This is a genomic window from Microbulbifer maximicatervae (SeqCode) (assembly GCF_052467815.1).
The window spans coordinates 548,670-569,336 of record NZ_CP174326.1 but is presented as its reverse complement, the minus strand read 5'-3'; the positions used below and the strand labels follow the sequence as shown (position 1 = coordinate 569,336).

The 20,667-nt window shown below is 52.1% G+C and carries 18 protein-coding genes; 11 read left to right on the top strand and 7 right to left on the bottom strand.

All coding sequences use genetic code 11. From position 1 onward, the window contains the following. The first annotated feature begins 177 nt into the window (after positions 1-177). The 3 genes from ACJJIW_RS02375 (at position 178) to ACJJIW_RS02365 (ending at position 3,158) form a co-directional block, all read left to right on the top strand. Entirely contained in the window at positions 178-858 is a 681-nt protein-coding gene (locus ACJJIW_RS02375; RefSeq protein ID WP_108731891.1) for a YEATS-associated helix-containing protein, read from the top strand. 172 nt (positions 859-1,030) lie between these two features. Continuing rightward, positions 1,031-1,876 (top strand): AAA family ATPase, encoded by an 846-nt coding sequence (locus tag ACJJIW_RS02370; RefSeq protein ID WP_282934167.1) that lies wholly within the window; start codon positions 1,031-1,033, stop codon positions 1,874-1,876. 100 nt (positions 1,877-1,976) lie between these two features. After that, a complete protein-coding gene (locus tag ACJJIW_RS02365; protein ID WP_444936618.1) occupies positions 1,977-3,158 on the top strand; it encodes a vWA domain-containing protein in 1,182 nt (393 codons plus the stop codon). Positions 3,159-3,174: 16 nt separating this feature from the next. Here the strand turns inward: ACJJIW_RS02365 and ACJJIW_RS02360 are convergent, their stop codons facing one another. Together ACJJIW_RS02360 and ACJJIW_RS02355 are read right to left on the bottom strand one after the other, a co-directional pair. Next, positions 3,175-4,422: an amidase family protein gene (locus ACJJIW_RS02360; RefSeq protein WP_444937342.1), complete on the bottom strand. Its 1,248-nt coding sequence runs from the start codon at positions 4,420-4,422 to the stop codon at positions 3,175-3,177. A 12-nt stretch (positions 4,423-4,434) separates the two neighbouring features. Next, positions 4,435-5,928, bottom strand: a complete 1,494-nt coding sequence (locus tag ACJJIW_RS02355; protein ID WP_413664480.1) for a peptide MFS transporter — start codon at positions 5,926-5,928, stop codon at positions 4,435-4,437. Between the two features lie 166 nt (positions 5,929-6,094). On the opposite strand from ACJJIW_RS02355, the gene hrpA reads away from it, so the two are divergent. The 7 genes from hrpA (at position 6,095) to ACJJIW_RS02320 (ending at position 15,218) form a co-directional block, all read left to right on the top strand. Continuing rightward, positions 6,095-10,009, top strand: a complete 3,915-nt coding sequence (hrpA, locus tag ACJJIW_RS02350; protein ID WP_444936617.1) for an ATP-dependent RNA helicase HrpA — start codon at positions 6,095-6,097, stop codon at positions 10,007-10,009. 239 nt (positions 10,010-10,248) lie between these two features. Further along, the gene (locus ACJJIW_RS02345) at positions 10,249-10,548 is read left to right on the top strand and encodes an HvfA family oxazolone/thioamide-modified RiPP metallophore (RefSeq protein WP_108731896.1); all 300 of its coding nucleotides are present in this window, start codon (positions 10,249-10,251) and stop codon (positions 10,546-10,548) included. An 88-nt stretch (positions 10,549-10,636) separates the two neighbouring features. Then, entirely contained in the window at positions 10,637-11,482 is an 846-nt protein-coding gene (locus ACJJIW_RS02340) for an HvfB family MNIO-type RiPP peptide maturase (RefSeq protein WP_282934581.1), read from the top strand. Then, complete coding sequence (locus ACJJIW_RS02335; protein ID WP_282934164.1) at positions 11,463-12,233, top strand: HvfC family RiPP maturation protein; 771 nt, start codon at positions 11,463-11,465, stop codon at positions 12,231-12,233. The genes ACJJIW_RS02340 and ACJJIW_RS02335 overlap by 20 nt, the downstream gene beginning before the upstream one ends. Before the next feature lie 127 nt (positions 12,234-12,360). Beyond that, on the top strand, positions 12,361-13,263 hold the full coding sequence (locus ACJJIW_RS02330; protein WP_282934163.1) for an MlaA family lipoprotein: 903 nt from the start codon (positions 12,361-12,363) through the stop codon (positions 13,261-13,263). Between the two features lie 37 nt (positions 13,264-13,300). Continuing rightward, the gene (locus tag ACJJIW_RS02325) at positions 13,301-14,479 is read left to right on the top strand and encodes a PP2C family protein-serine/threonine phosphatase (protein WP_282934162.1); all 1,179 of its coding nucleotides are present in this window, start codon (positions 13,301-13,303) and stop codon (positions 14,477-14,479) included. A gap of 220 nt (positions 14,480-14,699) precedes the next feature. Beyond that, positions 14,700-15,218, top strand: coding sequence for an STAS domain-containing protein (locus ACJJIW_RS02320; protein WP_282934161.1), 519 nt, complete (start codon positions 14,700-14,702; stop codon positions 15,216-15,218). Between the two features lie 43 nt (positions 15,219-15,261). On the opposite strand, the gene ACJJIW_RS02315 is transcribed toward ACJJIW_RS02320, so the two are convergent. The 3 genes from ACJJIW_RS02315 to dusA are packed head-to-tail and all read right to left on the bottom strand — an operon-like array spanning position 15,262 to position 17,718. Beyond that, the gene (locus tag ACJJIW_RS02315) at positions 15,262-15,720 is read right to left on the bottom strand and encodes a tellurite resistance TerB family protein (RefSeq protein WP_282934160.1); all 459 of its coding nucleotides are present in this window, start codon (positions 15,718-15,720) and stop codon (positions 15,262-15,264) included. Next, complete coding sequence (gene tal / locus ACJJIW_RS02310) at positions 15,701-16,696, bottom strand: transaldolase (RefSeq protein ID WP_444912162.1); 996 nt, start codon at positions 16,694-16,696, stop codon at positions 15,701-15,703. The genes ACJJIW_RS02315 and tal overlap by 20 nt, the downstream gene beginning before the upstream one ends. A gap of 44 nt (positions 16,697-16,740) precedes the next feature. Further along, entirely contained in the window at positions 16,741-17,718 is a 978-nt protein-coding gene (dusA, locus tag ACJJIW_RS02305; RefSeq protein ID WP_444936616.1) for a tRNA dihydrouridine(20/20a) synthase DusA, read from the bottom strand. Positions 17,719-18,246: 528 nt separating this feature from the next. Between dusA and ACJJIW_RS02300 the strand changes: the two genes are divergently transcribed. Then, positions 18,247-18,507: a hypothetical protein gene (locus ACJJIW_RS02300; protein WP_282934157.1), complete on the top strand. Its 261-nt coding sequence runs from the start codon at positions 18,247-18,249 to the stop codon at positions 18,505-18,507. Positions 18,508-18,592: 85 nt separating this feature from the next. Here ACJJIW_RS02300 and ACJJIW_RS02295 read toward each other — a convergent pair whose 3' ends face one another. Both ACJJIW_RS02295 and ACJJIW_RS02290 read right to left on the bottom strand, forming a co-directional pair. Further along, positions 18,593-19,801 (bottom strand): glycerol-3-phosphate dehydrogenase/oxidase, encoded by a 1,209-nt coding sequence (locus ACJJIW_RS02295; RefSeq protein ID WP_282934156.1) that lies wholly within the window; start codon positions 19,799-19,801, stop codon positions 18,593-18,595. Further along, entirely contained in the window at positions 19,785-20,477 is a 693-nt protein-coding gene (locus tag ACJJIW_RS02290; RefSeq protein WP_282934155.1) for a glycerophosphodiester phosphodiesterase family protein, read from the bottom strand. Before ACJJIW_RS02290 ends, ACJJIW_RS02295 begins: the two co-directional genes overlap by 17 nt. Between the last annotated feature and the right edge of the window lie 190 nt (positions 20,478-20,667).

Genomic DNA, 20,667 nt, shown 5'->3' with positions numbered 1-20,667 from the left:
GTGTCACTTTTCTGCCAGGTATCCAGTAATAACAAGAGCGGCTGTATCCTGCATGTGGGAAATACCTCGCACCTAACAGGGGAAGAGGGCAAGGGCAGTCGTGAATAGAGTGAAATATTCAGTTCAATACCCACTTGCCCGGATTGGCAGTGAGAGCCGAATGGCTGAGGAATACTGATGCTCGATCACCTGCTTATATTGACTGCAGTAATGCTGGTTTCGGGCATTTTGGGTGGGTTGGTCAATTACTATCAAATGCTGTTTACCGAAGAAGATCCAGCGGGGCTCGCACGTTGCCTGATTATGGGGCTGTGTGGCGCCTTGATGGTGCCGATATTCCTTAAATTCACCCAGAGTGACTTGTTGATAGAAATCCAGGGTGACCCCTCGCGTTTATTGATTTTTACCGGTTACTGCCTGCTCGCTGCAATTGCGTCCCGTATGTTCGTGTTTAACGCCGCACGGCGCCAGTTGCGCGACGCCAGTATTGCCCGCGCCCGAGTAGAGAATATGGAGCAGGAACTGCGCACCATGCAGTTGGAAATGATGCCCCTATTGGAGCATGAAATTGAGGGCGATCCCGAGCAGGGGCCGACCATCGATTTCAATCAGATCCGTAAATTGGATGACAATGCTCTACAGGTACTGCATTTGTTAAATACCGGGGAGTGTGTATTTCGGTCTCTTTCCGGCATGGTGCAGGACAGCGGTATGGAGACCAATTCTATAGCTCGCGCCTTGAACAGCTTGCTGGTGCTGGAGATGGTCGGGAAAATTCACAGTCACCTGGGTATCCGCTGGTATATCACCGGCAAAGGTCGCCAGGTTGTACACCGCCGCAGTACCCAGATGGCCTAGGCTGCTTCGGAAAGCCCACGCGGGCTTTCAAGACTCGCCCTGCGGGACTGGCAAATTTCCCCAGCGCAAGCTGGTCATCCAAATTGAGCGTTACCGCCTCGCCCCCAACCTGTTGTTCAATTATCATTCGCTAAAAGAGATAGTTAGCCTCGACGACAGGATTGGAGCAGTTATGAAGTTTACCGGTACCGAAAGCTATGTAGCGACCGAAGACTTGCAGATGGCGGTGAATGCGGCCGTTACCCTGCAGCGCCCACTATTGATCAAGGGTGAGCCCGGCACCGGCAAAACACTGCTCGCCGAGCAGGTAGCAGAGAGCCTTGGACTAAAGCTGATCCAGTGGCATATTAAATCCACCACCAAAGCCCAGCAGGGCCTGTACGAGTACGACGCGGTATCCCGCCTGCGGGACTCCCAACTGGGGGTGGATAAGGTTCACGATATTGGCAACTACATTAAGCGCGGTAAGCTTTGGGAGGCCTTTGCGGCGGATGAGCGTGTGGTGCTGCTGATTGATGAAATCGATAAAGCGGATATCGAATTCCCCAACGACCTGCTGGTTGAACTGGATCGCATGGAGTTCTTTGTCTATGAGACTGGCGAAACCATCAAGGCCAAGCAGCGCCCCATCGTAATTATCACTTCCAATAATGAGAAAGAGTTGCCGGACGCCTTTTTACGCCGTTGCTTTTTCCATTACATCAGCTTCCCCGATCGTGACACCATGCGCAAAATTGTCGATGTGCACTACCCAGGGATCAAAGGGCAGCTGGTGGCCGAGGCAATGGATATTTTCTTCCAGCTGCGCGAGGTTCCAGGTCTGAAGAAAAAGCCTTCGACCTCCGAACTGATCGATTGGCTCAAGCTGTTGATGGCTGATGATATTCCCGAGGAGATCTTGAAAAACAGCGATAGCAGCAATGCCATTCCGCCGCTCTATGGTGCCCTGCTGAAAAACGAGCAGGATGTCCATATGCTGGAGCGCCTGGCGTTTATGGCCCGTCGCGATAATCGCTAAACTGTGTTGGTTAATGTCACCGAGGGCTTAGGTTGTCCTCGGTGATTTCGGCCCGGTTTAACCGGGTGTTATTTTTTCCCTGTGCTGACTGCGAATTATTATGCTGATTGGTTTTTTCCAGAATTTACGCCGCTATAAATTACCGGTAACCATCACCGAACTGCTGGCCCTGCTTGAGGCATTACAGCAGCGCCTGGTGTTTGCCGACCTTGAGGAATTTTACTTCCTTGCCCGCGTTTGCCTCGTCAAGGACGAGAAGCACTTCGATAAATTTGATCGCGCTTTCGACGCCTATTTTAAGGACCTTGAGACCCTCGACGACATTGTCGAGCAATTGATTCCCGAGGACTGGCTGCGTGCAGAATTTATGAAGCAGCTGAGCGAAGAGGAAAAGGCCCAGGTGCAAAGCCTCGGTGGCTTGGAAAAACTACTGGAGGAATTTAAAAAGCGTTTAGAGGAGCAGAAGAAGCGTCACAGCGGTGGTAATCGCTGGATTGGTACTGGCGGCACCAGCCCGTTTGGCAATAGCGGTTATCATCCCGGTGGTATCCGTGTGGGCGGTAAGGGGCGCAATCGCTTGGCGTCAAAGGTATGGGAGAAGCGCCAGTTTAAAAATCTGGATGACAGCATCAGTCTGGGCACCCGTAATATCCAGGTGGCTCTGCGCAAGCTGCGCAAATTTGCCCGCACCGGTGCCGCAGAGGAACTGGATCTGGATAACACCATTTCCTCTACTGCACGCAACGCCGGGTTACTGGATATTCAAATGGTGCCGGAGCGACATAATGCGATTAAGGTGCTGATCTTCTTCGATGTAGGGGGCTCTATGGACCCCTATGTGCGCGTCTGTGAAGAACTGTTCTCCGCCTGTCGTTCCGAGTTCAAGCATCTCGAATATTTTTATTTCCACAATTTTGTTTACGAACATGTGTGGAAAGACAACCAGCGGCGCTATAGCGAAAATACCTCGCTGCTGGAAATACTGCGCACCTATGGCAAGGACTACAAAGTAATTTTTGTCGGCGATGCGTCTATGGCGCCCTACGAAATTACCAGTCGTTTCGGCAGTGTCGAACATATGAATGAAGAGCCCGGTGCGGCCTGGATGGAGCGTGTTACCGATACCTACAGTAACCTGATCTGGTTGAATCCTGTAGGAGAGGAGTACTGGCAATATACTCCCAGTATCGGTATGACCCAGAGACTGGTGGACGGGCATATGTATCCGATGACCCTGGAGGGATTGGATCGAGCCATCGCTTATTTGGTTAAAGGGCGTTAACAGGCTGATCGCTTTTTCAGGTAGCACCGTAGGTGCTGCCTGCTATTCCTTCGAGGGATTTTGTTAGTTGTTCAACTAGAGAGAGAAGTGAAAAATCGCTTCGTGGAGTCATTATCAATGAGAAGCCACTGGGTTTCTCTATCTCTTTTCCCCCAGTATTAATCCCATTTTCTACGATAGAAAACAACGGCAGATGACACTGGGGGGCGCCCCAAAGCCCTGCAATAGCGGTTAAACCCAATAGTCGCTGGCGATTTGTTTGTAATTTTCTGGATTCACTATCGGTCCCTTTCTTAATTGCGGTTGTGGGGGTGGTTGGTACTAGTAAAACGCTACTGTTGTCCGGTAGTAATGTTTCCATCAACTTGTACCACTGTTGTCGTTTTTCGTTGGCCCAGGATATCTCATCGTCGGTAATTGATAGGGCCATAGTAATTCTTGTGGCTATGTCCTCTGAAAAAACCGGCCGGTATTTTCGCAACCAGTCCCCGTGTGTATTGGCGATGGCGCGGCCCTGCAAAATTCTGAATACATCCGCCAGTTCGCCCAGTAATTCAATGTCAGACAGGTGTTTAATCTCGCAGATAGGAAATTGATTATTTAATGTGGGAATAAATTCCTGGATTGCTAATTGAATGGGCGTATCTGCCAGTTGACTGATCTCGGGGCAAGTAACCAGGCGGGTTACTTTATTTGCGGATAAGTGCCGTGACGGGATTAGAATTTTGCCGACGTCTACAAGTAATGAAGGAGTTTGACTAAACCAACCGACAGTATCAAAGCAGGGTGCTAAACCGATAACACCGTCGGTAGGAATAAGTGAGTGACTGGTTCGAATGCCGAATAAACCACAATAGCTTGCAGGTACCCTCACCGATCCGCCGGTGTCGGTGCCTAAGCCAATATCGGCTGTTCCTGAGGCCACGGCGGCGGCCGATCCCATAGAGGAACCCCCACAAAAATAGCCGGGCAGTTTAGGGTTGTCGGCAGAACCGTAGTGTAAATTACTCCCCTGCATGCTGTAGGCGAGTTCATCAAGGTGAGTAAACCCAGTAAAGGTTGAGCCGGCCTCCAGTAATTGCTGCAAGCTAAGTGCGGTTTTACTGGCAGGAGGGTGAGTATTAAACCACTCGGGGCTGCCTGCCGTATTTTTCTCCCCTTTCAATTGAAAGAGATCTTTGACCGCTAAACGTACGCCTGTTAGCGGTCCGGACTCTGATAACGTTAAAGAGCGAGGTCCGTGCTCGCAAAATACGCCTTTTATGGGTTGGCTCCCTTATTTGTCATTACCGCTAAAATGCTTCGGCGGTACACCGTCGTGATCGGCGGTGATGCTAAGTTCCTCCTTGGTGGTTTCGCCCACCTTTACGTGAACCTCTTCTGCACCGTGCATCCAGTCCACCAGTTTCTCGCGAATAAAATACAGGATAATTCCGGCAATAATTGCGGCCAGGGCTACTCCGCCAAAGGTTGCGAGTGGACCGGATACACCGACGAGTTTACCGATCTCTGCGGCTCCTTTGTTGGCAATACCAATAAAGGCAAACCAAAGCCCCATCATCAGGGATAAATAGCGCAGCGGAGATAATTTAGTTACGACAGAGAGCCCAATTGGCGATAGGCAAAGTTCGCCAATGGTGTGGAAAATATAGGCAAATACCAACCACCAAATACTCGCCTTAATGGTCTCTGAATCGCCAATTTGCAGGGCGGCACCGCACATGGATAAGAAACCCACGCCGAGAAAAACCAGCCCCAAACTGAATTTGGCCGGTGAGCTGGGTTCCCGATCCCCCATGCCTACCCAGATACTGGCCATAATCGGCGCGAGGATAATAATAAACAGAGGGTTTACCATCTGCAGCCAACTGGCGGGAATTTCCCACCCCAGTACATTCAGGTCGGTTCGATATTTGGCGAATAAGTTCATTGAGCCGGCAGCCTGCTCAAAGCCGGCCCAAAAAATCACGATAAACACACCCAGCACCAAAATAACTTTGATGCGGTCGCGCTCTTCCTGAGTCAACGGGCGGCGCTTATCGACGTCCTCATCTTTCTTGTCTTTCAGTTCCAGGTGCGCAGAAGGTTCTACACCGATTTCTCCCAGGTAGCGCTTGGCTTGGGTCATCTGCAGGATTAGGCCGGCTAACATGCCAAGGCCAGCGACGATAAAGGCCAGCTGGTAATCCACCTTTTCCCCAATCCAGCCCACCAGTAGGTAACCGAGGATAGAGCCCAGGTTGATGCCCATATAAAAAATGGTAAAGGCGGTATCCCGGCGGTGGTCACCTTCCTCGTAAAGGTCCCCGACCATGGTAGAGATATTTGGCTTGAAGAAACCGTTGCCGATAATCAGCAATGCCAACCCGATCCATAGCATATAAATTTGGCTGCCATTTGGCAGCCAACCGTGGGGGAATCCCAGGGCGAACTGCCCCAGCATCATCAAGGTGCCGCCGAACATAATACAGCGGCGCTGGCCCCAGCGATTATCTGCCATCCAACCGCCAATAATGGGGGTTAGGTAGACCAGCATTGCATACCAGCCCAGGTAGCTGAGGGCTTTGGATTGCAGTTCGGTATCGGTCAGTTGTTCCCAGCCGAAGACTGCGGCAGTCGCTGTAGAGGTCAGGTAGAAGACAAAAATACCACGCATGCCGTAGTAGCTGAGACGTTCCCACATCTCAGTACCAAACAACAGGAAGAGTCCTTTGGGGTGGCCAAACAGCTGGCCTGCGCTGGCGGGGGGCTTGGGCTTGATCTCTTGCATAGTACTGCTCGCAAGGTATGACCCTGAGGAATTGCACCAGCAGTAAAGGCCGTGCCCCTCAGAAGAAGTGCTATTCGCACCAGTATAGATGAGCGCCACAATAAGGTTTGATAGCCCTGCGGTGCTCAGGGGGTATAATCCCGCGTTTGCCATTGCTGTACGAATTATGAGTCACACCGAAGCAGAAAAAGTACTGGGGGCGCTGCAGGCCCGAATCTCCGCGACCATGGGGCGTGACCGCTATGGGTTGCGCAGGACTGTCAAAAATGTGCGCCGGCGCCAGAAAGAGGGCAAGCCGGTAGATCGCATCTTGGCCCAATTGGAGCAGCAGCTCCAAGCGTCTGAGACCCTGGTGGAGGAGCGCCGGCGCAAGTTGCCGGAAGTGCAGTGGCCGGAGTCTTTGCCAATGGTAGCGCGGCGGGAGGAAATCGCCGAGCAGATCGAGAAAAATCAGGTTGTAGTGATTGCCGGTGAAACCGGTTCTGGTAAAACCACTCAGTTACCAAAAATTTGCCTGTCACTGGGCCGGGGAATTTTCGGCCAGATCGGCCACACTCAGCCGCGCAGGATTGCCGCGCGCACTGTAGCCAATCGAATTGCTGAGGAACTGGGGCAGCCCCTGGGAGAGTCCGTCGGTTACCAGGTGCGCTTTACCGACCACAGCACCGAGCATACCCACGTCAAACTGATGACAGACGGTATCCTGCTGGCTGAAATTCAGCGCGATCCCCTGTTAAATAAATACGATACGTTGATCATCGATGAGGCCCATGAGCGCAGCCTTAATATTGATTTTCTGTTGGGCTATTTGAAAACCATACTGCCCAAGCGCCCTGACCTGAAACTGATAATTACCTCGGCCACCATCGACCTGGAAAAATTTTCCCGGCACTTTGACGATGCGCCGATTATCGAGGTTTCCGGTCGTACCTACCCGGTGGAAGTTCACTATCGCCCCGCAGCGGATACGGATGCAGATCTCAACGAGCAGGTGGTCACTGCTGTGGAGGAGTTGCTGCACGAGGAGAAATCCAGCAGTCGGCGCGGTGGGGATATCCTGGTATTTATGAGCGGCGAGCGGGAAATCCGCGAGTGCGCCAAGGCTTTGCGGGATGCACAGATAGCGCAATTGGAAGTGCTGCCCTTGTATGCCCGCTTGAGCCTTGCGGAGCAAGCCAAAGTTTTCCACGGCCATAAAGGCCGTCGCATTGTACTCGCTACCAATGTGGCAGAGACCTCTATTACCGTGCCCGGTATCCGCTATGTGATCGACCCGGGTACTGCACGAGTGAGCCGCTACAGCTACCGCAGTAAAATTCAGCGGCTGCCTATAGAGCCGGTTTCCCAGGCCAGCGCCAACCAGCGTGCCGGTCGCTGTGGCCGTGTCAGCGCCGGTGTTTGTGTGCGCTTGTATGAAGAGCGGGATTTTGAGCAGCGCCCGGAATTTACCGATGCGGAAATTCTGCGTACGAATCTGGCAGCAGTCATTCTACAAATGTTACAGCTGCGTATCGGTGATATCCGCGAGTTTCCATTTGTCGATCCGCCGGACCCACGACTGATTAATGACGGTTATAAATTGCTGCAGGAATTACAGGCGGTAGATGAGCAGGGCCGGGTCACTAAATTGGGGCGATCCCTGTCAAGGTTGCCTTTGGACCCGCGCCTGAGCCGCATGTTATTGGCGGGGGCAGAGAATGGCAGTGCGCGGGAGCTCTTGATTATTGTCGCCGCTCTGGCCGTGCAGGACCCGCGCGAGCGCCCGGCAGAAAAACGCCAGGCTGCGGATGAAAAACATCGCCAGTGGCAGCATGAACAATCGGATTTTTTATCCTTCGTTCAGCTGTGGGATGCCTTTGAAGTCCAGCGTCAGGAACTGAGTCAAAATCAGTTGCGCAAGTGGTGCCAGAAAAACTTCCTGTCCTGGCTGCGTATGCGCGAGTGGAGAGATATCCACCACCAGCTGCGTGTGGCCTGTCGCGATCTCGAAGTTAAAGAAAACAAAGAGCCGGCGGAATACGAAGCGATACACCGAGCCATCGTGGTGGGATTGCTGGGCAATATTGGCGCGCGGGATGAAAACAAGGAGTTTAACGGCTGCCGCAATCGTCGTTTCCATATTTTCCCAGGCTCCGGTCAATTTAAAAAACCTCCCCGCTGGGTGGTGTCTGCCCAGTTACTGGAGACCAGCCGCCTGTTCGCCCATACCGTAGCCAAGGTCGAGCCCGAGTGGATATTGGCCGCCGCGCAGCACCTGGTTAAGCGCAATTATTTTGAACCCCATTTTGACGCTCGCTCCGGGCAGGTAATGGCCTTTGAGAAGGTCTCCCTTTACGGTTTGGTGCTGGTGGAAAAACGCCGAATTCCCTACGGCAAACTGGACCCGCAAACTTCTCGGGAAGTGTTTATTCGCCAGGCGCTGGTGGAGCAACGCTATCGCGGTAAGGGCCGATTTTATAAGCACTATCTCGACCTGTTGAAGTCCCTGGAAGAGCTGGAAGCCAAATCCCGTCGCCGGGATATTCTGGTGGATGATGAAGTGGTGTACCGTTTCTTCGATGAGCGTATCCCAGCGGATATCGTCAACCTGGCTGGATTTGAGCACTGGCGCAAGAAAGCGGAATCCAGCGATACACAGCTGCTGTTTATTCCCCGCGACTTATTGATGCAGCAGAGTGCCGATCATGTGGGAGAGGCCCAATTCCCCAATGAGTTGCAGGCGGGCGGTATTGTCTATCCGCTCAGCTATCACTTTGAGCCTGGCAGTGTGGATGATGGCGTCAGTATCCAGGTACCGGTTGCAGCGCTGCACCAGCTGCCGGCAGCTCGCCTCTCCTGGTTGGTGCCGGGCATCTTGCGGGACAAGTGCATCGCTCTGGTAAAAGCCCTGCCCAAGCAGTGGCGCAAGTATTTTGTGCCAGTGCCGGCTGCGATAGATAAGGCTTTGCCCCGGCTGCGTGCAGACAATACCCCGTTGTGGCAGTCGTTGGCTCTGGAGCTGAAGCGCCAGACAGCACAGCAGCTGCCAGATGAGGTGTGGGAGTCTGCGGAACAGGCCCTGGAAGATTATTACCGTTTCAATATCCAGGTAATGGATGAAGGCGGCAAATTGCTGGATCAAGATCGGGATTTGGCCCTATTGCAGGTGCGCTACCGGGATCGGGTACAGCAGGGGCTGGCAACAGCTGGCGACAGTTTTGAGCGGGAGGGTATTTCCCGCTGGGACTTCGGTGATCTTCCAGAGACCCATACCCTCAACCAGGGTGGGCTCAAGGTGCGGGCTTACCCCGCACTGGTTGAAGGAAAAGACAGTGTCTCCCTGAAGCTACTGGATAACCCCAGCGAGGCGCGCAGGCTTACTCGTGCCGGTATTTGCCGTTTGGCTCTGCTGCACTTGCCGGAGAAGGTGAAGTATCTGCGCAAAGAGCTGTTGCGAGGCAAGGAGCTGGGGCTTTCTGCAGCAGATTTGGGGCGTCGTGAGGAGGTAGCTGACGACATATTGATGGCAGCTGTCCGCGAAGTTTTCTGGCCCAAAGAGGAGTTGCCTCGCACCGAAGCTGAATTCCTGGCCGCTTTGAAAAATGACGGTGACTTGGTGGGGGTGGCCCAGGAGATTGGTGATCTGTTGGTCAAGGCCCTGGCCCAGCTGGTGCCACTGCGCAAACAAATCAAGCAGCAGAAAAACCTGGCGGTCGCAATGGCGGTGGGGGATATCCAGCAGCAACTGGGTGGGCTCTTCTACCGAGGATGCCTGTTTGATACTCCGCTGTCATGGCTGCGCCAGTACGGCCGCTATCTGAAGGCGATCGCAATGCGCTTGGAAAAGGCTGCTCTCGACCCTAACCGTGACCGAAAACTGCAAGTTGAATACCAGAAGGCGGCGGAGCCTTACTTGGCGCAAGTGGAGAAATATTCACCCAGAGAACTCTCTGCAGAGGCAGAATTGCGTGAGTTTCGCTGGATGTTGGAGGAATTTCGTGTTTCCTTATTCGCGCAGACTCTAAAAACCCTGATGCCGGTGTCATCCAAGCGCTTAAGCAAGTCATGGGCAGAAATTGATGGGAAAGGTTTGCTTGGTTGATTTTCTCTATGGAAAAGAGATCACAAAAAAAATTTTGATCAAGTGTAAGAATTTGATGGAGAGCCCGACAGAAGTACTGAAAGCAGGCCTGGAGCCCAGAATGACCCCTTGATACCGGTTATTTTGTGGCGGGTTCTATTCAATGACTGATTTTTGTTTCGCAGCATTATACTTCTGCGGAGTGGATAAAAGTCTCTTGTACTTTTTATTGCTAAGGACACCTAGTTAGGAGATTCACTATGAACAAGAAGCACCTTTCCCCTGTAGCCGCCGCAGTTGGCGCAGCGTTTATCGCCACTGCCGCTATGAATGTATCTGCTGCCAACAGCAATGCTAACCCCTTTGCCGCAGCAGACCTGAGCTCAGGCTACAACGTGGCGCTGGCTGATCACGATGGTGATGATAAAAAGAAAGAGGGTAAGTGCGGCGAAGGCAAGTGCGGCGAAGGTAAGAAAAAAGAAGGCAAGTGCGGCGAAGGTAAGTGCGGCGAAGGCAAGAAAAAAGAAGGTAAGTGCGGCGAAGGTAAGTGTGGCGGGTAATTTTTCGCTGTACTCAAAGAGGGTGGATACGCTTTAGCGATCCACCCTGTTTTTTATTGATCGCTGAAAAAAGTGAGACCTGAAAGTGTTGCGCGAGTTTTCCGTAGAAGGTGCTGGGTTTGGATTGCGCCGCTCAATGATGGGTGAGAACCTTGATACAGATGCCGTAGATTTTCTGGAGGTAGCGCCTGAGAATTGGATTGGTGTTGGCGGTCGCTATGGGCGCTGGTTTAGGGAATATACAGAACGTTTTCCCTTTTTACTTCACGGTTTATCTCTCTCGATTGGTGCACCAGAACCATTGGATATGGAATTGGTTGCAGCCATTAAAAAATTTATCAAGCAACACAATATTCGCGGTTACAGTGAGCACTTGAGTTATTGCTCAGATCACGGCCATCTGTACGATTTATTGCCCATTCCCTTTACGCAAGAAGCGGTGATGTATGTTGCCGAGCGAATCCGTATGGTCCAGGACGCACTGGAAGAACGGATTGCAATGGAGAATGTCTCCTACTATGCGGCGCCGGGCCAGGAGATGACTGAACTGGCTTTTTTAAATGCGGTGTTGGAAGAGGCCGATTGTGATTTGCTTCTGGATGTGAACAATATTTATGTAAACTCGATTAACCATCGCTACGATGCGCTGGACTTTCTATCTGCACTACCTACTGAAAGAATTCGCTACGTACATATTGCCGGGCACTATGATGAGGCAGAGGATTTAAAGGTGGACACCCATGGTGCACCGGTTATTGATCCTGTGTGGGAACTACTCGATCGCGCCTACGATATTCACGGTGTGATGCCGACGCTACTTGAGCGGGATTTTAATATTCCGCCAATTCCCAAATTACTTGAAGAAGTAGGACATATTAAAACCATTCAGGCCAGTCACCAGGTGGAAGAGAATTATGTCCTCAGTCGTCGATAAGCCCGAGACATTCAAAAGTGTGCAGCGGGACTTTGCTGCCCATTTGCGCGCACCGGATCAAGTTGCGCCGCCGGCAGAAATTGAGGACCGGCGTGTCGCTATTTATCGAGATTTGATTTACAACAATATTGAATCCTTTGTTGCCAGTGGATTCCCGGTATTGCGCAGTCTTTATAGCGACGAAAACTGGCATCAAATGGTGCGTGATTTTGTCCACAAACACACATCCGTTAGCCCGTATTTTTTGCAGATCAGTGAAGAGTTTCTCTCATATTTACAGAACGAACGGGGAGAACAACCACAAGATCCTCCGTTCCTGTTGGAGCTTGCCCACTACGAGTGGGTAGAGTTGGCTTTAGATGTCAGTGATGTGGAATTACCGGAAGGGCTGGCGATAGAGGGGGATGTTTTACAGCAAGTTCCTGTAGTTTCCCCTCTTGTCTGGAGCCTCAGCTACCGCTACCCAGTGCATCGGTTGGGGCCGGATTTTCAGCCCCAAGAGCCGCCGGAGTTACCGACGTTCCTTTTTGTGTACCGGGATCGTTCCGACAAAGTGAATTTTATGGAGATCAATGCCGTCACCGCCAGATTATTGCAGCTGGTCTCTGCGGGCGATTACACGGGCTTACAAATTTTGGACCAGATGGCCCAGGAATTACCCAATATTAGTCGTGACTCCCTACTTGCTTTCGGTGCTGATTTATTGGAAAAACTACTGAATAAAGGGGTTATTGCTGGTTTAAAGGCTTAGCCGGTGATTGCCTGAAACTCCTTTATCTTTGGCAAATCCCAGCTGCTATGCTGCCGAGGGTAGCTTACGAATTACTAGGGCGTTAGAATCCTTGGTCTCACTAGTTTGATAAAAGAGGAGCAGGGTTGTGCTTGGAAGCAAAACTTTATCGCCCTGGTTAATGGCAACTCTGATAGCTGTTATGCCAGTAGGGGCGCTAGCGCAACAAGATCCGTTTGGTGGTGCAGCTCAAAACCCGGCTGCGGTAGATACCAGCGGAGCAGAGGATGCCAGTGCCGATGACGGGGGCCTGTCTCTCGAGGATGAGTACGGCTTTGATCCTGCCGATGAATTTGGTGGTGCAGAGGGCGAAGATTTATCACTTCGCGACCCCTGGGAAGGTTTTAATCGGGCCATATTCTCCTTCAACGATGGCGCAGATCGCTATGTGTTGAAGCCCGCCGCTGTCAGCTATCGCCAAATTACCCCGATTTTCGTGCAGCATGGTGTCAGCAACTTTTTCGACAACCTGCGTGAAGTTACCAATACCTTTAATGACGTCTTGCAGGGTAAATGGGGACAAGCGGGTAATGACGCCGGTCGTTTCCTGGTGAACTCCACTGTGGGCATTGTTGGCGTTCTGGATGTTGCTCAACATATGGGCCTGGAACAGGGGGATGGTGAGGACTTCGGCCAGACCTTGGCTGTTTGGGGCGTGCCCTCCGGTCCCTATCTGGTTTTGCCACTGCTGGGGCCATCTACTGTTCGGGATACCCCTGCTAAGGTAGTGGATTACTACACTAACCCCTTAACTTATGTAGATCATGACGCAACCAAATATGCTTTGAAGGGGACAGATATTATTCAAAGCCGTGCTAGCCTGCTGCAAGCGGAGTCCCTCTTGCACGGTGACCGTTATGTACTCTTGCGAGATGCATATCTACAGCGTCGCGACTACTTGATTGTCGATGGTGAAATGGATGTTCAAACAGAAGAAGAGGCTGCAGAGGCAATTGATCAGGGTGAGGTGGAAGAAGCTTCCGATTACTGAGCTGTCACCTAAGGCGAATAAGCCTTAGAGCCCTTATATGGCTGGCCCCAGTAGCCTGGTGCTTACCGACGATGAGCGCTCCCGCAATTTTTTGCGAGGGGCGCTTTCGCGTTTTGGCTTCCAGGTAAGTGTTGCCAACAACGGGGAAGATGGCATCGACCAGTTCAGCCCCGGTGCTTTCCATATCGTATTGATTGATCGCTATTTGCCGGATATGAGTGGGCTGGAAGTGTTGCGGCGGATAAAGCGCATAGCTCCAGAAGTGGCTGCGGTAATTATTGCTTCAGATAGCGCTACCGATGATGTACTCCAAGCGATGCGCCTTGGAGCTAAAGACTACCTGGTTAAACCCCTGGAAGAAGCAGCGGCTATTGATCGTATGATCTGCCGTATCAGCGGTGAAGAAAACCTGGCGAAGCAGAACCGCGAATATAAAGTGACCTTGGAGCGTCGCAACAGTGAACTGCGGGATCATGTGGAGCTGCTGCGCAGGGACCAGGAAGCTGGCCGTTTATTACAACAGCATTTACTTCCCCGTACCCCCTATCACTACCCCAGCGGTGTGGAAGCATCCTACCGGCTGGTTCCCTCCCTGTACCTGAGCGGTGATTTTGTTGATTACGGCTTGTTCGGTGAGCGCTTTGTAGCCTTTTATCTGGTCGATGTGTCGGGCCATGGTGTCTCTTCTGCGCTGGTTACTGCCCTGATTAAGCACAGCATTATGCATCGCTTGCGGGAGCGCCCCTTATTTGCCCAGCTGGACTCTCTCAGTGATGACTTATTGGATGTCCTTAACCTGGTCAATGGGGAGTTGTTATCCACAAAATTGGGCAAGCACGCCAGTATGTTTGTCGGGGTTGTGGATAGTAGTGCCCGGCAATTGCACTATGCCGTCGCCGGGCAAATACCGATGCCGGCCCTGGTTAGTGAGGCGGGTGCAGACTGGTTGCCGGGAAAAGGGCGTCCCCTGGGTATTTTTGAACGGGGTGATTGGCAAGTGATGCGTGCTGAGCTGCCGCCCGCTTGGCGCCTGGTCGCTTGTTCAGACGGTGTACTTGAATTATTACAGGGCGATCTGCTCGATAAAGAGGCCCAGCTTTTGCAGGCTATTTCAGAGAGTGGGGGAGAACTCGACAGGCTTTGTCAGTCTCTAAAAATGGATACTTTTGGTGCCCTTCCGGACGATATTACGATTCTCACTTTAGGCCGCCAGTAATGCCCAAAACTTCTATCGATAGTCTTCGACTATGAAGTCGAATTTTGTGCTTTATCGCACTTGTCAGTCTGCATGGTCAGGAGTAAGCTCCGCCCACTTTATGCACAAAATTGCACTAGGCGCCAAAAACGTCAAATGCTATTGTGTTCTCTACCAGTGAACTTTTGCCATCCGCCTGCACTTCTATCAAAAGGTGTATTCGGGTGAGCCAGGGGTTGTTATGCAGTCCGGGCAAATTATGGTTGGGGCCCACCAGGGCATATACGTCATCAAGTTAGTAGGTGATGTTCGTCTCAACCTTTGTACCTCATTTGATAGCTTTATCGACAACATGTTTGCACGGGGTGATTTTGCCGGAGTGGCATTTGATCTCGGTGGTGCAGAAGGTGTCGATAGTACGACCCTCGGCCTGATGGCGAAGATTGCTATTCGCGCTTTGGAGCGGGGCTGTGATAAGCCGCTGGTATTCTCTGCGGGTAAAGGTATCCGCCATCTATTGGACGCTATGGGCTTTGATTCGTTGGTTGAAATCAGCGATACGGTCCACGATATGAGTGTACCCACCACGCCTTTGGTATGTAATAGCCCCGACGAGTGTGCTGCGCGGGAAAAGGTGCTGGAAGCTCACCGGGTATTGATGAGCATGAACGAGCAAAACGCCGAGACTTTTCGCGACTTGGTACATACCCTGGAGCGAGAATGTTCCCCGGTTGCCAAATCTTCGGCGCATTATCACTAGCGCTTATTCTCTCCTAATCCCCAGTTCTGGAAATCTCCCTTTCTTAGCAACGCTTCATATCCCTCGCTTCGGCGCGTGCCTTGGTGAAGAGTCCGTGTGGCAGATAAATTAGTTCTGCCACCCTGCGAATCAGGTGCTCCTCGAAAGCCTCGATAACATCATCTGAAAAAGCTACCTGCCACATCTGCAAAATCAGCAGGTATTTATCTCTCTCGCTGAACTGTTCATTCACCGCCTGGGTGAACTCGAACAGGGATGTAGCTCTGTCCCGTTGGCCAATAGCTTCACTGACTATTTCTGTGGCACTAGTCTGGTCGAGAGAGTAGTGTTGGCACAAGAGCTGTGTGAGCGTTTCACGCTCACACTCATCGAGCTTTTGATCGACAGTGGCGACTTCGACTAACAGCGCAGCGCTGATCATCCGCACGTCTTTTTCATCACGTGCTTCAACATCAACGCTATTTCCTATCTGCTCAAACAGTTTACGGATTTGTTGCAGCATGAATTTCCTGCTGTCCCTTTACTCGGTTCTGTAACAATAGCTCTAAACGTTCCTGATCCTTCACAAAGTTCCGGATGCCATCGGCAAGCTTTTCAGTGGCCATGGCATCGCTATTCAATTGAAAGCGGAATTCGGCTTCAGCCAGATCCTGTGTCGGCCGGGACTTGGTTGCGGATACCGGTGGCAGGCCAGCAGCGAGAGGTGCCTCACTGTCCTCCAGGGCCTGTAACAGCTGAGGGCTGATTGTCAGTCGGTCGCAACCAGCCAGAGCCTCAATCTCCCCGGTATTGCGGAAGCTGGCGCCCATCACAATGGTTTTGTAGTCTCGGGACTTGTAGTACTCATAGATATTGCGCACCGAGATTACGCCCGGGTCCTCTTCCGCAGGGAATGACTCGCGGCCGCTGTTGGCGATATGCCAATCGAGGATTCGACCGACGAAGGGGGAGATCAGGGTCACCCCGGCTTCGGCACAGGCAATCGCCTGGGATTGACTGAACAACAAGGTCAGGTTGCAGTGGATTCCCTCGCGCTCCAGTACTGATGCGGCAGCAATGCCTTCCCAGGTCGACGCTATCTTGATCAATACCCGCTCTTTGGCAATACCTGCGCGTTCGTAGAGGGCGATCAGGTGGCGTGCGTAGTCAATAGTAGCGCGGGTATCAAAAGAGAGGCGAGCATCGACCTCGGTGGACACCACTCCGGGCACCAACTGCAAGATTTCCGTGCCGATGCTGACAGCCAGTTTGATGGCGGCCAGGCGCGCAATATTTTCCGCGTTCGAGCCACCCTGGTGGCTTTCGGCCCACTGAAGTGCCTCGGCGATATGGTTGTCGTACTGAGGGAGCTGGGCGGCCTTAAACAGTAGGGAGGGATTGGTTGTGGCATCTTGAGGACAATATCGGCGAATTGCTTCAATATCTCCCGTATCTGCTACAACCTGGCTGCGCTGTTTGAGTTGCTCCAACTTGTTCATGGTTCCTCCCTTAATTATTCACTGGTCTACATATTGAAAGCGGTCTAAGCGGCTTGGGTGACCTGGGCCAGTGCCTGTTCAAGCACCTCGGGACCCGCCCCCGGCTTGTGGGCATTTTCGCTCAAGTGGCGGCGGAAGCGCCGCGCACCAGGAAGCCCCTGGAATAACCCGAGCATATGCCGGGTGATATGATTCAAGCGCTGTCCGCGCTGCATTTCCTGCTCGATATAGGGCAGCATCTGTTCTACCACCTGGATGGCATCCGGGCCGGTCTCACCGCCAAATAATTGGCTGTCCACCTGGGCCAGGATTGCCGGGGTTTGGTAAGCCGCGCGCCCCAGCATAACACCATCCACGTGGCTTAAATGTTGCTGGCATTCCTCAATTGAATTGATCCCCCCATTAATAACAATTTGTAGCTGGGGGTAATCCTTCTTTAACTGGTAAACCATGTCGTAATTGAGCGGAGGAATTTCACGGTTTTCCTTGGGGCTTAGCCCCTTTAGCCACGCTTTGCGCGCATGGACGATAAAGGTATCCACACCGGCATTGGCCTGGGCTTCCACGAAGCGGGTCAGGCCTGGGTAGTCTTCCATATCGTCGATGCCGATACGGTGCTTGACGGTAACCGGAATAGATACCGCTTCCCGCATGGCAGTGAGTCCTGCGGCTACCACATCCGGTTCCGCCATAAGGCAGGCACCAAAACGCCCGGACTGGACTCGGTCACTGGGGCAGCCACAGTTAAGGTTGATTTCGCTATAGCCCCATTCCTCGGCGATACGGGCGCATTCAGCCAGTTCTTGAGGGCCACTGCCCCCCAACTGCAGGGCGACAGGTTGTTCAGCTGCATCAAATTGCAAATGTCGCTGTTGGTCACCATGCAGTATTGCCCCGGTGGTCACCATTTCCGAATACAGGCGTGCATGCTTGCTCAATAGGCGCCACATATAGCGGCAATGGCGGTCGCTCCAATCGAGAAGTGGTGCAGTGCAGAAACGGTGGGTATTAAATTCGGACATAAACTGCGGAGTAAAACACTAATAAAAACAGAGTAGCCGCCATTATATGGGATGCCTATGGTGATGTGCGGCTTTATTGTGAAACTTCGGGCACCTTTCCTGGAGTGAGTGCTTGCGGAACAGCAAGGTGGAACTCGAATAATGGTTGGCGGGCTTTATAAGGGGTGCTCTTATCCTATCGGTTGCTTGTGTAACTAATAGTGTGAGAGATCTGCGGTGGATGTCAAAGCTGGAACGGGTTCATATACCAGGAGCTTCTTACTCGATCCTTGATGGCTGATATATGCAAGGTAAAGAGAGATCAGGTTTTATTCAGTTTGTACTTGCTGGTAATTTGAATTATCCACATCAGCAAAATAAATAGTGAGTGAACACAATGTTCTTCTGCCGACAGATTTCTGTGATGAAAGATAGAATTGCTCCGTCCTTAATACTGAGCCGATTATTTTGAGTGCAGTCTTTTCTTTGATGGCAGTGCACTTCTGACTTTTTGGCCAAGCTCAACAAAATTTATAAAAGGAGTTTAGTATGAAGTTTAAATTAATCAGTGTGGGAGCTGTGGTACTGGTTTTGGGTGGATGCGCTTCATTAATGAAAGAAACTGTATCTAAAAGGGCGCCTTTTGATCTGAACTGTGATGCGGGCTCAATAACGATCCAGCAACTGGGATACAGAACTTATGGGGTTTCAGGATGTGATAAGCGTGCCACTTATGTATTGCAGGGACCTTGTTCAGGTCCGGGAAGTCAGTGTTTAGCAGTAATGAATTCCAATGTGGATGAAGGTTAATAGCAAAATTCGGGGGTAGGAGGTTTTTCTTGCTCCCCATTTTCTTGCTCCCAAAGTAAATGGGAGCTATTGCGAGGAAGAAATTTTAGATATTTCTCTCGCGTTCAGAAGAGTTTTTTGCGGTTTCGGAATGTTGGGTATTGGGTGGGGTGGGTGGTTCCACACATAAAGTGGGTTCAAGTTTATTTAGTAATTTACGTGCAGTGGCACGATAGCTGGTTAGCTTACCGCCTGCCACCGCTAGAATTCTAGGCTTCTTATTATCATCACAGCAAATAATGGTTTCCCGGGAGCGCGCAAAAGGACTCTTTTCCATTTCCGGAAGTACCCGTAGTCCGGAATAACTCTCGCAAATATCTTCTCCATTGAGCTCTCGGGCTTGAGAGAAATATTTCTGTACGGTCTGCAGAAGGTAACTCTCTTCTTCTAGTGTGGGGGTGACATCCCGAGGATCGCCAAAATAGGGGCGTTCTGTAGTTCCAACCAGTGTTTTATCCTGCCAAGGCATCACGAAAATCGCACGGCCATCATCAGCCTCCACATAGTAGATTTTATCGCCAAGAGAGAGGGGCAATAAAATATGGGTACCTGCGACCAGGTCGATAGGGGGCATGTCCACTGGCGGTGAACAGCGTGCATTCGTGTTGGCTACCCAGGGGCCACTGCAATTTATGAGCGCCCGGGTGCGCAACGTGCTGAGCTTGCCATTAGCAACATAGTCAACGCGGACCCCATCCCCAGTGACTTCTGCACCTACTAGGCTACCGGGACAGATAATCTGCGCCCCATGGGCAACCGCTGAGGCAACTACGTCCCGGGTAAGGGCTGCGTCATCGGTCTGCGCATCGTTATAGCGGAAGACCTCTTTTAGGCCCTCCCTATTCAGGCCTGGAAGGCTGTCCCACTGGGATTTGGGTATTCTGCGAAAGTATGAATCGGTGTTACTCAGTCCAGACAGAAGGCTATATAGGCTCAACCCCAAGCGGACCAGCCAGGCCGGTCTCTTGCTGTGTTGGTAGATAGGGATATAAAAAGGGACCATTCTCACGAGTTCAGGCTTGTTATCCAGTAGCCACTTTCTCTCCCGCAGGCACTCGTAGACCAAACGGAACTGGCCGCTCTCCAGGTAACGCAAGCCGCCGTGAATGAGTTTGGAGGAGCGAGAGGAAGTGGCGGCGGCGATACCCAGCTGTTCGAGTATCACCACGGAATAGTGATTTGTGGCCAGGACCTCAGCGGCTCCCGCTCCCTGTATACCTGCGCCGACTACCAGGACATCAAAATCCGTAGACATCACTCGCTTCCCGGGAGCGCATCAGCAGCGGCAAGTTGCCGGTGAGAATATGGTGAGCACCGCGCTTGCGCCAGAGTACTGCCTCTTCTGTCGAGTTGATTTCATAGACAACCCATTGCCAGGGGCCTGGGGGCAATTCGTCACATTCAACCTGGCTGTCGCGAATTAGTAGATATTCTGGCGCCAAAGTAACAATGTCGGCAGATAGGCACCGGGAGACACTATTGATCTCAAGGGCAACCCGATGCCAGCCCATATTGCGGGCGGCTCTGAGGCTGCGGCAGTCTGCGGTGAGTAGAGCGAATGACTCATTCTCGGTGCGCATCAGCTCCATTAACTTTTTAACGGCGGTGACAAATCCAGTGGCGGCGATATTGGCAGGTGAGATACCGATAAACCAATCCAGGTGGCGATGGCAGCTGGCCCAGTCCACCAGCTCGATAAAGCGATTGATCGACTGGTGGTGTAACTGTGAGTCCCTAAGGGAGTGGAAGACCTGGGACTGGTCATTGCCGGGGATGTGCAGGCTATCCTCGTGGAAGCACCAGGGGGTGCCGTCGGCGCTGAAGCGGATATCGCACTGAATAGCGCAGGCCCCCAGATTATGGGCCGCCTCGAAAGCGGCAATCGTATTCTCTGGTTGGCGGGTCTTGTCGCCGCGATGAGCAATTAACATGTGAATCTGGTCCGAAAAGCGGGTGTTATTGTCGTCTGGAATTGGGCGTAATTTGGCCTTTGCCCAGAGATGAACCGGACCCTGGCTGGAGCCGGGTCATACAGGAAAAATAGACGGTGCCACCGCTGTTGCAAGGTTCACGGGGAGGAAATATGGGACCAGAGGGCTATCAATGGAGGGCTGGGGTTTT